13 protein-coding genes and 1 pseudogene are annotated in these 14,605 nt (G+C 57.8%); all 14 read left to right on the top strand.

Annotation, left to right across the window (positions count from 1 at the left end):
• Positions 1-14 precede the first annotated feature (14 nt).
• Entirely contained in the window at positions 15-974 is a 960-nt protein-coding gene (locus tag JHL21_RS09495; protein ID WP_182394312.1) for an ABC transporter permease, read from the top strand.
• Positions 974-1,816: an ABC transporter permease gene (locus JHL21_RS09490; protein WP_200213151.1), complete on the top strand. Its 843-nt coding sequence runs from the start codon at positions 974-976 to the stop codon at positions 1,814-1,816. Before JHL21_RS09495 ends, JHL21_RS09490 begins: the two co-directional genes overlap by 1 nt.
• Complete coding sequence (locus tag JHL21_RS09485; protein ID WP_200213150.1) at positions 1,813-3,540, top strand: ABC transporter ATP-binding protein; 1,728 nt, start codon at positions 1,813-1,815, stop codon at positions 3,538-3,540. The genes JHL21_RS09490 and JHL21_RS09485 overlap by 4 nt, the downstream gene beginning before the upstream one ends.
• A gap of 4 nt (positions 3,541-3,544) precedes the next feature.
• Entirely contained in the window at positions 3,545-4,537 is a 993-nt protein-coding gene (locus JHL21_RS09480; RefSeq protein ID WP_200213149.1) for a serine hydrolase, read from the top strand.
• Between the two features lie 9 nt (positions 4,538-4,546).
• Positions 4,547-5,665 (top strand): anhydro-N-acetylmuramic acid kinase, encoded by a 1,119-nt coding sequence (locus JHL21_RS09475; protein WP_200213148.1) that lies wholly within the window; start codon positions 4,547-4,549, stop codon positions 5,663-5,665.
• A gap of 1 nt (position 5,666) precedes the next feature.
• Entirely contained in the window at positions 5,667-6,098 is a 432-nt protein-coding gene (locus JHL21_RS09470) for a GNAT family N-acetyltransferase (protein WP_200213147.1), read from the top strand.
• Positions 6,099-6,260: 162 nt separating this feature from the next.
• A pseudogene (locus JHL21_RS09465) lies at positions 6,261-7,493 on the top strand (malic enzyme-like NAD(P)-binding protein); the annotation flags it as partial.
• 639 nt (positions 7,494-8,132) lie between these two features.
• Entirely contained in the window at positions 8,133-9,161 is a 1,029-nt protein-coding gene (locus tag JHL21_RS09460; protein WP_199532024.1) for a sulfate ABC transporter substrate-binding protein, read from the top strand.
• Positions 9,162-9,216: 55 nt separating this feature from the next.
• Positions 9,217-9,441 carry a hypothetical protein gene (locus JHL21_RS09455; RefSeq protein ID WP_199532025.1) on the top strand — a complete coding sequence of 75 codons (225 nt, stop codon included), beginning with the start codon at positions 9,217-9,219 and terminating at the stop codon, positions 9,439-9,441.
• Positions 9,438-10,043 carry an alpha/beta hydrolase gene (locus JHL21_RS09450; RefSeq protein ID WP_200213144.1) on the top strand — a complete coding sequence of 202 codons (606 nt, stop codon included), beginning with the start codon at positions 9,438-9,440 and terminating at the stop codon, positions 10,041-10,043. The genes JHL21_RS09455 and JHL21_RS09450 overlap by 4 nt, the downstream gene beginning before the upstream one ends.
• A gap of 130 nt (positions 10,044-10,173) precedes the next feature.
• On the top strand, positions 10,174-11,571 hold the full coding sequence (locus JHL21_RS09445) for an FAD/NAD(P)-binding protein (RefSeq protein ID WP_200213143.1): 1,398 nt from the start codon (positions 10,174-10,176) through the stop codon (positions 11,569-11,571).
• Between the two features lie 167 nt (positions 11,572-11,738).
• On the top strand, positions 11,739-12,584 hold the full coding sequence (cysT, locus tag JHL21_RS09440; RefSeq protein ID WP_200213142.1) for a sulfate ABC transporter permease subunit CysT: 846 nt from the start codon (positions 11,739-11,741) through the stop codon (positions 12,582-12,584).
• Entirely contained in the window at positions 12,574-13,443 is an 870-nt protein-coding gene (gene cysW, locus JHL21_RS09435) for a sulfate ABC transporter permease subunit CysW (protein WP_254082000.1), read from the top strand. Before cysT ends, cysW begins: the two co-directional genes overlap by 11 nt.
• Before the next feature lie 11 nt (positions 13,444-13,454).
• Complete coding sequence (locus JHL21_RS09430; protein ID WP_200213140.1) at positions 13,455-14,489, top strand: sulfate/molybdate ABC transporter ATP-binding protein; 1,035 nt, start codon at positions 13,455-13,457, stop codon at positions 14,487-14,489.
• Positions 14,490-14,605 lie beyond the last annotated feature (116 nt).

Here is a 14,605-nt window from a genome sequence, read left to right as displayed (position 1 = left end):
GCAGGACGGGTTTTATGAATTACGTGGTACAGCGGCTCATCACATTTCCGCTGATCCTTTTGGGGGTTTCGATCCTCGTATTCGTGGCAATCCGGATGGTTCCGGGTGACGCGATCACCGCCATGCTTGGCACTGAAGCAGGGCTGCTTACGCCCGACCAGCGCGCCGCATTGGCTAATTATTTCGGCATAGATCAACCGGTTTGGTCGCAGTATCTGCGCTGGATTGGTGGTGTGTTCCAGGGCGACTTGGGCATTTCAACGATTTATGGCAAGCCCGTCATGACCGTCATTCTCGAGCGTTTCCCGCTCACCTTGCAGCTGGCGCTGATGAGCATGGTTATTGCCATGTCCATCGGTATTCCGCTCGGTGTGCTGGCCGCGACTCGCAATGAGCGTCCAAGCGATCTTGGTATTCGTATGCTGGCCATGCTGGGGCAATCGACCCCAAGCTTCGTCGTCGGCGTACTGATCATTTTTGTGCTGTCAGTATTCTTCGGCTTTGTGCCTGCAATGGGGACCTTTACCCCGCTGTTGCAGGACCCATTGGCGAGCATTGGTCAGCTTATTTTCCCGGCAATCACGCTTGGTTTTGCCTTTGCTGCGTCTGTGACGCGCATTGCGCGCTCGTCCATGCTGGATGTGTTGAGTGACGACTACATCCGTACCGCGCGCTCCAAGGGCGCTTCGCCGCGCAGCGTTGTTTGGCGTCATGCACTGCCGAATGCGCTGATCCCGGTTGTGACCCTTGCCGGTGTCGAGTTCGGTTATTTGCTAGGCGGTGCCGTTATCGTTGAGCAGATTTTTGCGCTGCCCGGCGTTGGCCGTTTGACGCTCGATGCGATCACACAGCGCGACTATGCGCTGGTGCAGGGCTCGGTGCTGTTTATCGCCTTCAACTTCCTCGTGGTTAACCTGCTGGTCGATCTCGCCTATGTGGCGCTCGATCCGCGTATTCGTATCGGAAACCGCTGATGCGCAAAGTTCTTGGCGCTCTTGCTCGGCATCCGTCAGGTCGGATCGGGCTGGTTATCATTTCCGTCTATCTCATCGTCGCCATTTTGGGTGCGTTGAGTTTGACGCCGCACAACCCACTCAAGCTTTTTGCTATCGACCGCCTCAAGGGGCCGAGCGCTACCTATTGGTTCGGAACCGATCTGCTTGGTCGTGACACGTTGAGCCGTCTGATGGTTGGCATTCGTCAGTCGTTGATCATCGCCTTTGCGGCGGTGGCCATTGCGACGGTCGTTGGCACCATTATTGGCCTGTTGTCGGCTTGGTGGGGCGGATTGTGGGATGGCTTGTTCATGCGCGTCATGGACATTCTGCTGGCCTTCCCTGCGATCCTGCTAGCGCTTCTGATCATCGCGATTGTGGGTCCGGGCACGTTCACTTCGGTGTTTGCGATTGCGCTGGTTTACATCCCCATCTTTGCCCGCGTGGTGCGTGGCCCGGCGCTGTCGCTGAAAAACCGCGACTTCGTCGATGCAGCGCGCACTTTTGGTTCGTCGCAGCCCTATATTTTGAGCCGCCACTTGCTGCTCAATCTTGTGGCTCCGCTCGCCGTGCAGGTGACTTTGGCGCTGGCTTGGGCATTGCTCACCGAAGCGGGTCTCTCGTTCCTTGGCCTTGGTACACAGCCTCCGACCCCATCGCTCGGGGTGATGCTGGCCGAAAGCAAGAATTTGATGCAGCAGGCGCCGTGGCTGATGATCTTCCCGGCCGTGACCATCATGCTCGGCATTTTGGGCTTTAACCTCACCGGCGATGCGCTGCGTGACATTCTTGATCCGCGTACTCAGAGGAGGGCAGCATGACCACCCCACTGCTTTCCGTAACAGACCTGAAGGTCGGCTTTGGCCGTGATCCGCAGGCTAATGAAGTCGTGCATGGCGTAAGCTTTGACCTGCTGCCAGGACAAACGCTCGCCATCGTTGGCGAGAGTGGCTCAGGCAAGTCGGTGACAGCGCTGTCGATCAACCGCCTCGTCGATTTTGGCGGCGGCAAGGTGATCAGTGGGTCGATCAAACTGCAGCGTCAAGACGGCACTGTGGTTGATGTCGCCTCGGCTGATGAAGTGACCATGCGCTCGCTGCGCGGTCGCGACGTTGGCATGATCTTCCAAGAGCCAATGACATCGCTCAATCCGGTTCACACGATTGGCGATCAGATCGAAGAAGCCTTCCGCCTAAGCCATGGGCACACGGGGGAAGCTGCCAAAAAGGCGATGCTCGAGGTTTTGGCGCGCGTTCGTATTCCGGACGCGGCAACGCGCTCGGCATATTTCCCGCATCAGCTCTCGGGCGGTATGCGCCAGCGCGTCATGATTGCCATGGCCTTGGCCGCGAGCCCGCGCCTCCTCATCGCTGACGAACCGACCACGGCATTGGACGTTACCGTGCAAGCCCAGATCATGGCGCTCCTCTCTGAGCTTAAGGCTGAGACGGGCATGTCGATGATCTTCATCACCCATGATATCGGCCTTGTCGCCGGTATCGCTGATCGCATCATGGTCATGCAAAATGGCGTGTGCGTGGAGCAGGGCGCTGCTGATGAAGTGCTCGACAACCCGCAGCATGAGTACACCAAGCATCTGCTCAATGCCGTGCCACACTTCACCTCGGGCCGTTCGGTCCGCACCGATAGCCCGCGTGCCGAAGGCATGGAGCCAATCGTCAAGGTGTCTGATCTGGTCGTACGCTTCCCAATGAAGAAGAAGTTCTTCAAGTCGACAGGCGCGATCCATGCCGTTGATGGCGTGAGCTTTGATTTGATGCCGGGCGAAACGCTCGGGATTGTCGGCGAAAGCGGTTGCGGAAAGTCGACAACCGCGCGTGCTGTTCTCGGCCTCGTGCAAAAGCACCGTGGTGAGATCGACGCTAAAACCGGTCGCTCGCGCCGTCCGATCCAGATGGTGTTTCAGGACCCGTTTGCGTCGCTCAATCCGCGCTTGAACGTTGAGGCTTTGTTGGCCGAGCCAGCGATTGCCAATGGCGGCAAGATGGATGCTGCATTGCGCGAGCGTATGCTGTTTCTCTTGAAGCGTGTTGGCTTGCCAGAAGACGCGCTGGTGCGTTTCCCGCATCAGTTCTCCGGTGGTCAACGCCAGCGCCTGTGCATTGCGCGTGCGCTCATGCTGAACCCCGACGTCGTTGTTCTCGATGAAGCTGTGTCGGCGCTCGACGTTTCGGTTCAGGCCAAGGTGATTGAGCTTTTGGTTGAACTGCAAAAAGAGTTCAACCTCGCTTACCTCTTTATCTCGCATGATATGGCCGTAGTGGAACGCATCTCGCACCGCGTGGCGGTTATGTTCGCGGGGCAGGTGGTGGAAATTGGCGACGCCAAGTCGATCCTGGCCGATCCACAGCATAGCTATACCAAGCGCCTGATTTCCGCCGTTCCGGCGGTTGAGCGTCGTCGTCAGAGCTTTGCTGTCGACAATACGCAAGTGCCATCACTCGTGCGTCCGGTGGGTTATGAACCGCCAGCGGCGCAGTGGCGTCAGGCCGGGGCGGATCATCAGGTGCGGTTGGAGGCTTAGGCCTATGGGTATTTTGGAGAGCAAGCTCGATCGGGCGTTCGCGCCGGTTGCGGCAGCGATTGAGGCCGGTAAAATTCCAGGTGGGATTTTGGGCCTTGTCGATCGCGACGGCAATCGTGTCACCCGCGTTATGGGGCAGGCTCAGACCGTTCCTGCGGCGCGGGCGATGACCGAGGACGCTTGGTTCGATCTGGCCTCGCTCTCCAAAGTGCTTTTTACCACCGAGCGTATTCTGGCTTTGGCAGAAGCGGGGACGATCGACCTCGACAAGCCGATCACATCCGTCCTGCCAGACTTCCGCCATTACAATCTCGACAATTGGGAGCGGAAGGTTACCTTTCGTCAGTGCCTCGGGCATCAGACGCCGTTCCCAGCTGTCATTCCCTTCTACGCCTATGGGCGTGACCCGGACCTGCTGCGTACGCTTATTCTGCAATATGAGTATACGGCAGGACCTTCGGTCTATTCTGATATCAACTTCATCCTTCTCGGCTTTGTGCTGGAGCGGCTGAACAAGTGCTGGATCCGCGATCTTGATCCCGGCAAGGGTTTTGCTTGGGACGCTGATCCGGACAATTCTGCAGCGACCGAAGATTGCTATTGGCGTCATCGCGTTCTCGTTGGCGAAGTGCATGACGACAATTGCTCGGCGCTCAATGGTGCTGGTCACGCAGGGCTATTTGGCACGGTCTCTTCAGTCCTCGACTTCGCTGCGGGAAAACTGCAGTCTGCGGGCGAAAACGCACTGATCCGCACGCCGCTTTCGGGGCGTCGCACCCATGGCTGGGAGCGCCCCTATGAGGGCTGGTCAGGTGGTGAGCTCAGCTCTTCTTCCACGATCGGTCACACTGGATTTACCGGCACTGGCCTCTGGCTCGATTTCGAGCGCGGTCATGCCTGGACACTTCTTACCAATCGCGTTCACCCCACGCGCCATTTCGACAGCGGTATCATTCCGCTCCGTCGCGCTGTGGCTGACGCTATCAACGCAAACTAGGAGACGCACATGGAGCCGATTTGGGCTGTTGGCCTGATGACAGGCACGGTGCTGGACGGAAACATCGACGTTGCGCTGTTGCGCACCGATGGCGAGACGATCAGCGAATTTGGTGCTTATACGCTCGCGCCCTATCCCGCAGACATCCGCGAGATGCTGGAGCAGGCATTGGCGGAAGCCCGGGTTTGGAATTTTGAGGGCGAAGAGCCGGCCATTTTCGCCAAGGCTGAAGATGCGCTGACCCGTGCGCAATCTGCGGCTGTGGCTGACCTCGTCGCTCAGGCCGGTCTCAAGCCGTCGGACATTGGCGTCGTGGGTTTTCATGGCCAGTCAGTATTGCACCGCGCGCCGGTTCCGGGTCGCATTGGCGCGACACGTCAGCTGGGCAATGGCAAGCTGATGAACGAAATTCTCGGCATTCCTGTTGCCTATGACTTCCGCTCGGCGGACGTGCGTGCTGGCGGGCAGGGCGCGCCTTTGGCAGCTGTCTATCACCAAGCGTTGCTTCGCACGCTGGGCCATGTTGATGGCAAGACCGCAGTGCTCAATCTGGGCGGCGTTTCCAACGTTACCTATTGGGATGGTGCAGACACGCTCGTGGCTTTCGATACCGGTCCGGCCAATGCCCCGATCAACGACTTTGTAAAGTCGTTGGGCCTGGGCGAAATGGACCGCAATGGTGCCATGGCACTGCGCGGCACGGTTGACGAAGAGCGCCTCGCGCATCTCTTGACCCATAAATACCTCTCCGCCCCCTATCCCAAATCGCTCGACCGTTTCGACTTCCTCCACACCATGGCCGAGGGCCTTGGCGCGGATGATGGCGCGGCGACTTTGACGGCATTCACCACGGGCGCCGTTGGTAAGGCGCTCGACATTCTGCCCGGACGTCCAGACAAGCTGATCGTTTGCGGTGGCGGTCGTCACAACCCGGCAATCATGGCTATGCTCAATATCCGTGCGGGCGTTGAAGCTGTGCCAGCAGAAGCTGTGGGTTGGCGCGGCGACGCCGTGGAAGCTGAATGCTTTGCCTTCCTCGCAGTGCGTGTTCTGCGCAATATGCCGATTAGCTTCCCCACCACGACGGGTGCGCCGCATCCGATGACTGGTGGCATTCTGGTTCAGTAAAATGCTTGTATTCGACGTCACTGCCTCGCCTGCTGCTGAAAATCTCGACACCATCAGCAAGGGGCTTGCCTCTTTTAATCAGGCGATGGTGGGGCCGTCGGAAAAGCAGAATCTCGCCGTGGTCGTGCGTAACGAAGGCGGCGAGATTGTTGGCGGGATTTCCGGCTACACCGCTTGGGGCTGGCTCTATACCCAGTGGCTGTGGATCGATGAAAGCACGCGCGGGCAATCGCTCGCCGGTCGCATGCTTGAGGCGGCTGAGAACGAAGCGCGTCAGCGCGGTTGCCATTCGGCCCACATCGACACGTTTAGCCCGCACGCGCTGCATGTTTACAAAAAATCTGGTTACGAAGTTTTTGGCGAACTGCCCGATTTTCCCAAGGGTAACACGCGTAGCTTCCTCAAGAAGTCGCTGGTTGTAGGCCAGGACTAAGGTCTTGCACCGGTAGACGTTTTTGCACTTTATCGTCCATGCGTCGAAAGGCTATGTTCTCTTTTCGATGTAATTTGGGTTCATTCTCCTACTGGCCCAAAATGGGCGAATCTATTGAGGGGCGGTCATCGCTGGCCGCCCCTTCGACATGTGTAGGACCGTATGACCGTCGATAATTCCAGCCTGAAGGACGCAGCGCTTAATTTCCACGAGTATCCGACCCCGGGTAAACTCGCTATCGTCGCGACCAAGCCACTCGCGAACACGCGCGACCTCTCGCTCGCCTATTCGCCAGGCGTCGCCATTCCTTGTGAAGAAATTGCAGCGAACCCAGAGGCGGCTTACCGCTACACCTCCAAGGGCAATCTCGTTGCCGTGATTTCCAACGGTACTGCCGTTCTGGGACTTGGCAATATTGGTGCGCTGGCGTCCAAGCCGGTGATGGAAGGCAAGGCCGTTCTGTTCAAGACTTTTGCTGGAATTGACTCTATCGACCTTGAAGTCGACGAGCAGGATCCGAAGAAGTTCATCGAGATCGTTGCGCCGCTCGCTCCAAGCTTTGGTGGCGTGAACCTTGAAGACATCAAGGCTCCAGAGTGCTTCGAAATCGAAGAAGCGTTGCGCGAGCGCATGAACATTCCAGTGTTCCATGACGATCAGCACGGTACTGCGATCATCGTGGCTGCTGCTGTCCTCAATGCGATGAAGCTGATCGGCAAGGACATTGGCTCGATCAAGATCTGCACCTCGGGTGCAGGTGCTGCGGCTATCGCTTGCATGAACATGCTCATCGCTGTTGGCGCGAAGCGCGAGAACATCTGGTTGGCGGACAGCAAGGGTCTCGTCACGACCGCGCGTGTTGGCTCGGTAGATCGTTGGCGTGCAGCCTTCGCTCAGGATACCGACAAGACCCAGCTGAGCGAAGTTATGGATGGCGCAGACGTGTTTGTTGGCCTTTCCAAGGCTGGCGCGCTCAAGCCAGACATGATGACCAATATGGCGGAAAATCCGCTGATCTTGGGTCTCTCCAACCCAATTCCGGAAATCATGCCAGAACTGGCGAAGGCCACACGCCCAGACGCTATGGTTTGCACGGGTCGTTCGGACTATGCCAACCAGGTGAACAACGTTCTGTGCTTCCCATTCTTGTTTCGTGGCGCGCTCGATTGCGGCGCAACCACGATCAACGAAGCGATGAAGGCAGCTGCAGCGCAGGCAATTGCCGAGCTGGCGCAGGAAGCCGAACTCGACGGTTCTGCAAGCACCTTTGGTCGCGAGAAGCTGATCCCGAACCCGTTCGATCCGCGTTTGATTGAGCGTGTTTCGATCGCCGTGGCAAAGGCAGCAGAAGAGAGCGGCGTTGCGCGCCGTCCGATCTCTGATTTCGAGACCTATGCAGTGAACCTGCGCAAATTGCGCGGGCTCTAAGCCTTCTTGGAATAAAGACTAATAAAAAGGGCCCCGACCGAAAGTCGGGGCACAATCACTTCTGCTGGGAGTGCGCCCTTTTGAAGTGACTTCCTTGCACTTATTTGGTAAAGTGCAATTCAATCTGTCAAAAAACTAAAATATAGTTTTGTTACTGCCTGTTGTTCTGTCATTTTTGAATAAAAGTCAAACGTCAGTGTTTGAACTGCATCGTGCTCTGGTGTCATTGCATCAGAATGTCAGAGATGTGTGGCTTCCCGCTCCTGCACGTCATGTCGTTGCCGCGCTCGCTTCTTGCCGTAGCCGTCTTTGCCTCACAGTGATCCTCTGACCGGCCGGCGCGCCAATGCCAACGGCACGGCCCCTCGATAGCGCGCGCTTTAAAACCTGATAGGGTGCCATTCTGGAACTATTTGAGGGTGATTTCTGCCGGCAAGCAGCTGGGGTATCTTTTAGGTGTTTTCGGAACTAAGTTCTATTTGATCCAAGCAAAAGCAGGATTGGAGGCATTTTTTTCTTCATTCTCGCCGTTACGGCAAGCCAAAACCTTCTCAAAGGCGACCACGTTGATAGAGTTTAAAACATCAAACGAACGGGAGGTTCCCAATGAAACGGACAGCCAAGCTAGTTGCCTACTCAGCCCTCGCCGCATCCCTGCTCGTGGGCTTTTCTATCACCGCTCAGGCACAGGATCGCACCCTGATCAACGTGTCTTACGATCCCACGCGGGAACTCTACCGCGCTTATAACGAAGCCTTCATCACGCACTGGAACGCTGAAAAGGGCGAAACCGTCGCCATACAGGTGACCCATGGCGGTTCTGGTTCGCAGGCTCGCACCGTCATCGACGGCCTCGAAGCTGATGTCGTCACACTGGCGCTCGAAAGCGACATCAACGCAATTTCAGACGCCAATCCCGATCTTATTCCAGCCGACTGGCGTCAGGCCTTGCCGCATAATAGTGCGCCATACACATCGACCATTGTCTTCCTCGTTCGCAAGGGAAACCCAAAAGGCATCCAGGATTGGGGTGACCTGATTGCTGATGGCGTCGAGGTGATCACACCGAACCCGAAAACCTCCGGTGGCGCACGATGGAATTTCCTCGCCGCTTGGGCCTGGGCACGCGAAGCCAATGGTGGCGATGAAGCTAAGGCGCAGGAGTTTGTCTCCGAGCTCTTCCGCCATGTCCCCGTTCTCGACACAGGTGCACGGGGCTCAACCACCACTTTTGTGCAGCGTGGCATTGGTGACGTTCTGCTGGCTTGGGAAAACGAGGCTTACCTCGCCCTCGAAGAGCTTGGCCCTGACGCCTTCGATATCGTCACCCCGTCGCTGTCGATCCTCGCTGAACCGCCAGTTGCGGTTGTGAAGGGCAATGCCGACAAGAAGGGCACGACGGATTTGGCGCAGGCCTATCTCGAATATCTCTATTCGGATGAAGGCCAGACTATCGCAGCGCAGAACTATTATCGTCCTTCGGATTTCTCAAAGGTCCCGGCTGAAGACACAGCGCGCTTCGGTGAGTTGAACCTAGTGACGATCGAGGATTTCGGCGGCTGGCGTGAAGCGCAGCCGAAGTACTTCGGCGATGGCGGTGTGTTCGACCAGATCTATTCCGGTCCAACCCAGTAACGGAACAGCGCTCCCCGGCACTGTAAGCCGGGGAGCCTCACCCAGGAGAAGGAACATGGTCTACTTCTTCGGTATCTTCGGCCCCGGAAAGCTCCAACGTGCTCCGGCAGCGGAAGCCAAATCCAAAGCAAACTTTTTCGGTGGTGTGCCAGATATTGCTCAGGGCGCTGTGCCCTTGAGCCGAGCAGAGCAAGATGCCTGCTATCTGGCCAGTAAAGCGCCTGAACCCGACTATCGCGACACCCCTGCCAATAGTCGTGAGCGCGCAGGTGAGCCATGACCAGACCAGTTCTCATTGTGCCGGGCCTCAATGGCTCGAATGATGGCCATTGGCAGCACTATTGGCTGCGTGACAAGCCGGAAGCTGTTCTCGTTGAACAAGCCGAATGGGCTGACCCAAAGGCTGGGCGTTGGCTGCATCGGTTAGAGAAAGCGGTGATGACCTATCCGGGCGCCATCGTTGTCGGGCATAGCCTGGGCACTATCCTTGCGGCTCGCCTTGCCACAAGCCCGGTGGCGCCATTGGTGGGTGGGGTGCTGTTGGTAGCACCGGCGGACATAGAGCGCACTTCGACCTTGCACGCGCGCAGCTATGAGTTTGGCGCGCTGCCGGGGGATAAGCTGCCATTTCCGGGGCTTATGGTCGCCAGCCGCGACGACATCTATATGAACCTTGCTAAAGCGCGGACCCTCGCGCAGCACTGGGGTGTCCCTGTGCTGGATTTGGGGCACGCAGGGCATATCAATATTGCTAGCGGGTTTGGTCGCTGGGCACGCGGCTATGATCTGGCCCAACAGCTTGCCGATAAGGCTGATCGACAACAGCGGCACCGCCGCGCGATGGGCCCACAGAGCGTCCAGCGCTCTTGTCTAGTGCCTTAGTCGACTTTATAGTTTTCAGGCTGATCCCCAAAGCTTTCGTATTGGGTGATTTTCAGCCTGGCAGCGATGTGCCGTAGCTTCATTTTTGTGAGCGCGTGCAGCTTCCAGCTTATTATGGAAGGCGCAGTACATGGCTGATCCGAAGGACCTATCTAAGACCCCGGCTGAGAAATCGGTGACGATTATCGGTGGTGGTGCAAGTGGTGTCCTGCTGGCGGCCAATTTGCTCAAAAGCGACGATCCAGATTTGCGCGTCACCTTGCTAGAACGCCATGGGCAGTTCGGCCAAGGTCTCGCCTATTCAGCCCGCCGCAAGGACCATCGGGTGAATGTGCCAGCACGTGGCATGAGCGCATTCGCCGATGATAAGGATCACTTCTGGAATTGGCTGCAAGAGCACGAGCCGGGCGTTTACGACAGCTCGTATGTTTTCGTGCCGCGTCGCAAATATGGCAGTTACTTAGAGGATGTTTTGCGTCAGGCAGGCGCACGCATGCAGGGTCGTTTGCGTATCCTCGCTGAAGAGGCTGTATCGCTCCGTGAAACCAGTAAGGGTGTGGAAGTCGAGCTGGGCAATGGCACCAGCCTCGTGAGCCGTCGCGCTGTTCTGGCCGTTGGGCATGAGACGCAGCCTGCGCGCGGGCGGGGGATCGCGGTTCGTGTCGGGTCTGAAGAAGACACGCCGCTTGAGTCGAACGCTCCGGTGATGATCCTCGGCTCCGGCCTGTCGATGGTGGACGCTTGGGTGTCGCTGGTTGAGGCCAAGCATCGGGGGCCGATCACGGTTGTTTCGCGCAACGGGCTTTTGCCGAAAGGGCATAAGGACGTGCCGCCGCTGACGATCAGTGAAAGCGATGTCCCCTTCGGCACCACTATGCCTCAACTGGCAAAATGGTTCCGCGCGCTTGTGCGCGATACTGAGGGCAAAGGGGGCGATTGGCGCAGTGTTGTCGACGGCCTACGGCCCTTTAATCAGAAACTGTGGCAGAGCTGGTCTGATCCGGTTAAGCGGCAGTTCCTGCGCCACATCCGGCCTTGGTGGAATATCCATCGTCACCGCCTGCCACCTGATCTTTATCAACGTCTGGTCGATGCCATACGTTCGGGGCAGGTGACACTGCGCGCAGCTGAGTTTGTGGGGATTGAGCGGGACGGCGAGAATACCGTGGCGATCATCCGCGCGCGAGGGACCGAACAGCGCGAACGGCTTACGGTTGCGCGTGTCTATGACTGCGGTGGCGTGAGTGTTGATGTCCGTGCGAGCCATAATCCACTGCTCCAGCTTCTGGTGAGCACAGGGGCGGCACGTCCAGACTCAATGCATATCGGTATCGATGTGGATGGTGCCTGCGCGCTCATCACGGCGAACGGCGAAGTGTCGCCAAGAGTGCGTGTTATTGGCCCCCTCACGCGGGGACGATATTTTGAAATTGAGGCGGTTCCAGACATCCGCGTACAGGCGGCAGGACTAGCGCAATCTTTGCTCGCTGCAGGACAGGCTGAGGCGGCCGCGCAAAGCTCTTCGTGAATTGCTTGCTCCTTCCGGAACGATTTTCTACATTCTTGAGAAAACTCGCCCAGTCCGCTCCTTGAGAAAGTCGAGCGGAAAGCTAGGGTTAGGCCAGTTCTTGAGGGTAGATGTATGCATCGACCAAAGCATAGAGGCCGAACCCTGTCTAACAGGGGAGATCTCATATGAGCCGGAAGACTGGATTTGTTCAGCCTAGCGTCATACCGGGCTTCGGTTTGACCTTAGGTTTTACTCTTGCTTACTTTGGCCTGATCATTCTCATTCCGCTCATCGCGCTCGTGTTGCGTGCTGCGGGTATTGGTTGGAGCGGGTTTTGGGCGGTGGCGCTCGACGCGCGCATGCTTGCGGCGCTGCGCACCAGCTTCGTGACAGCGCTGATCGCTGCCGGGATCAATGTTGTTTTCGGCACGCTGATCGCTTGGGTGCTCGTGCGCTATCGTTTTCCCGGTCGGCGTATTTTCGATGCGGTGGTGGACCTGCCATTTGCGCTGCCAACGGCGGTGGCCGGGATTGCTCTGACGGCAATCTATGCGCCCAACGGGGTGATCGGGACGCTGTTTGCGCCTTTGGGTTGGCGGATCGCTTACACCCCAATCGGCATCACCATAGCCATGGTGTTTATCGGCTTGCCCTTTGTCGTTCGGACCATTCAGCCGATTTTGGAAGAAACCAGCCGAGAGGTCGAAGAGGCTTCAGCCACACTTGGCGCCAACCGCTTTCAGACAATTTCCCGAGTTCTGTTGCCGAGCCTCACGCCCGCAATTTTAACCGGCTTCGCTTTGGCCTTTGCCCGCGCTGTTGGGGAATATGGTTCGGTGATCTTTATCGCCGGCAATATTCCGTTCGTATCCGAAATCGCGCCGCTGCTGATCGTGATCCGGCTTGAGGAATTCAACTATTCTGCGGCAGCCGTGATCGCCACGGTGATGCTCTCGATTTCGTTTCTGATGCTCTTTGCGATCAATCTCATTCAGGCGTGGAGCCGCAAGAGGTATGGCTATGGCACGTAAGAACGCCCCATCCCGTCGCTACCACCCCACCAACGAGCCGCTCTGGGTGCGCGTGACCCTAATTCTGATCGGCGTCGCCTTCATGGGGCTGATCTTGGTTTTGCCGCTCGTGGCCGTATTCACCGAAGCTCTTCGGCAGGGCATACCCGGTTTTGTAGAAGCGCTGCAGACCGCTGATGCGCAGTCTGCCATCCGCCTGACGCTTTTGGTGGCGGCGATCTCCGTGCCCCTCAATGTGGTGTTTGGCATCGCGGCCTCGTGGGCCATCGCCAAGTTTGAGTTCAAGGGCAAAGCCTTTCTCATCACGCTCATCGACCTACCGTTCTCGGTGTCGCCCGTGATTTCTGGCTTGGTCTATGTGCTGCTGTTTGGCTCGGGCAGCTTGTTGGGGCCCTTCCTCAAGTCCTACAACGTCGAAATTCTCTTCGCGGTGCCAGGCATTGTTCTGGCGACGATATTTGTCACCTTTCCGTTTGTGGCCCGCGAGCTGATCCCGCTGATGCAGGATCAGGGTTCTGGCGATGAAGAGGCGGCCATTTCGCTTGGCGCTTCGGGGTGGCAGACGTTTTTCCGCGTGACGCTGCCCAATATCAAGTGGGGCCTGCTCTATGGCGTGCTGCTGTGTAATGCGCGCGCTATGGGCGAATTTGGTGCGGTCGCGGTGGTTTCTGGGAAGATCCGGGGGCAAACCACGACCATGCCGTTGCAGGTCGAAATGTTCTATAATGAGTATCAAGGGACAGCCGCCTTTGCGCTGGCGTCGCTATTGGCCTTGCTGGCCCTTGTCACTCTGGTGCTCAAAACGGCGCTTGAATGGCGCTTCGGCGATGAACTCGCCGCTACTGGCCGCGGCCACTGACAGGGTTGGGAATGGAAGTAAAAGTACAAGACGTCCGCAAGGAATTCGACCGGTTTCCAGCACTGCATTCGGTGTCTCTGGATATTCTTTCGGGCGAGTTGATTGCGCTTCTGGGGCCATCTGGTTCTGGGAAAACCACCCTGCTGCGCCTGATTGCTGGGCTTGAGCGCCCGACGGAAGGCAAGATTTTCTTCGGCGCTGAGGATGCTTCGGAAAAGAGTGTGCAGGAGCGGAACATTGGTTTTGTGTTCCAGCACTACGCGCTGTTCCGGCATATGACGATTTTGGAGAATGTTGCCTTCGGCCTGAAGGTGCGCCCGCGTTCGAGCCGCCCGCACAATAGTGAAATCCGCCGCCGGGCGTTGGAGCTGCTCGATCTGGTGCAGCTGTCTGGTCTCGAGAAACGCTACCCGAGCCAGCTATCGGGCGGGCAGCGTCAGCGTGTGGCGCTCGCTCGCGCATTGGCTATAGAGCCGCGCGTCTTGCTGCTCGACGAGCCTTTTGGTGCGCTCGACGCGCAGGTTCGGCGCGACTTACGCAAGTGGCTGCGTGAAATCCATGATCGCACCGGCCACACCACAGTTTTTGTGACGCATGATCAGGAAGAAGCGCTGGAGCTGGCCGATCGTCTCTGTGTCATGAGCCAGGGCAAGATCGAACAGGTGGGGACGCCTGATATGGTCTATGACCAACCGGCGTCGCCTTTTGTCTTCGGGTTTATCGGCGAAAGTTCAGAGCTTCCCGTCACGGTCGAGGGGGGGCAACTTCACCTCGATGGTCGCTCGCTCGGTCTTCCAGCCAGTGGAGCCTCGGGGGCTCAACGGCTTTATTTCCGTCCACATGATATCGAGCTGACAGACGCGTCCTCCGCACTGGGTGGCGACGTTGTTGCCAGCCGCCGCGTTGGTGGCACGCGCCGTGTTGAACTCGAATTGCAGGGAAGCGCACATCGCGTCGAGATCGACCTGCCGTTCGACCATCCGCTGGCAGATCGATCCCGCTTTGCGTTTCGACCCAAGCGGTTCAGACTCTTTCCGGCAGGATAAAGCAGAGAAAGCGCGGCTCCGGTCGCGCTTTTCTCTTTGGGGAGCTGCGCGCTCTTGGCATGGCCAAATTTGGCTCTTTTGCGCTATGAGAAGCCTCACTTCTTGTTAGGCAGGCC

Origin of the sequence: Devosia sp. WQ 349K1 (genome assembly GCF_016595685.1) — a bacterium.
GTDB lineage: Bacteria > Pseudomonadota > Alphaproteobacteria > Rhizobiales > Devosiaceae > Devosia.
This window is presented reverse-complemented; position numbering and strand designations above follow the sequence as displayed.

Coding starts and splice junctions, on each gene's coding strand:
- JHL21_RS09475 (WP_200213148.1), top strand. CDS start 4,547: ATGGAGCCGATTTGGGCTGTTGGCCTGATGACAGGCACGGTGCTGGAC.
- JHL21_RS09430 (WP_200213140.1), top strand. CDS start 13,455: ATGGAAGTAAAAGTACAAGACGTCCGCAAGGAATTCGACCGGTTTCCA.
- JHL21_RS09460 (WP_199532024.1), top strand. CDS start 8,133: ATGAAACGGACAGCCAAGCTAGTTGCCTACTCAGCCCTCGCCGCATCC.
- JHL21_RS09470 (WP_200213147.1), top strand. CDS start 5,667: ATGCTTGTATTCGACGTCACTGCCTCGCCTGCTGCTGAAAATCTCGAC.
- cysW (WP_254082000.1), top strand. CDS start 12,574: ATGGCACGTAAGAACGCCCCATCCCGTCGCTACCACCCCACCAACGAG.
- JHL21_RS09480 (WP_200213149.1), top strand. CDS start 3,545: ATGGGTATTTTGGAGAGCAAGCTCGATCGGGCGTTCGCGCCGGTTGCG.
- JHL21_RS09495 (WP_182394312.1), top strand. CDS start 15: ATGAATTACGTGGTACAGCGGCTCATCACATTTCCGCTGATCCTTTTG.
- JHL21_RS09445 (WP_200213143.1), top strand. CDS start 10,174: ATGGCTGATCCGAAGGACCTATCTAAGACCCCGGCTGAGAAATCGGTG.
- cysT (WP_200213142.1), top strand. CDS start 11,739: ATGAGCCGGAAGACTGGATTTGTTCAGCCTAGCGTCATACCGGGCTTC.
- JHL21_RS09485 (WP_200213150.1), top strand. CDS start 1,813: ATGACCACCCCACTGCTTTCCGTAACAGACCTGAAGGTCGGCTTTGGC.
- JHL21_RS09455 (WP_199532025.1), top strand. CDS start 9,217: ATGGTCTACTTCTTCGGTATCTTCGGCCCCGGAAAGCTCCAACGTGCT.
- JHL21_RS09450 (WP_200213144.1), top strand. CDS start 9,438: ATGACCAGACCAGTTCTCATTGTGCCGGGCCTCAATGGCTCGAATGAT.
- JHL21_RS09490 (WP_200213151.1), top strand. CDS start 974: ATGCGCAAAGTTCTTGGCGCTCTTGCTCGGCATCCGTCAGGTCGGATC.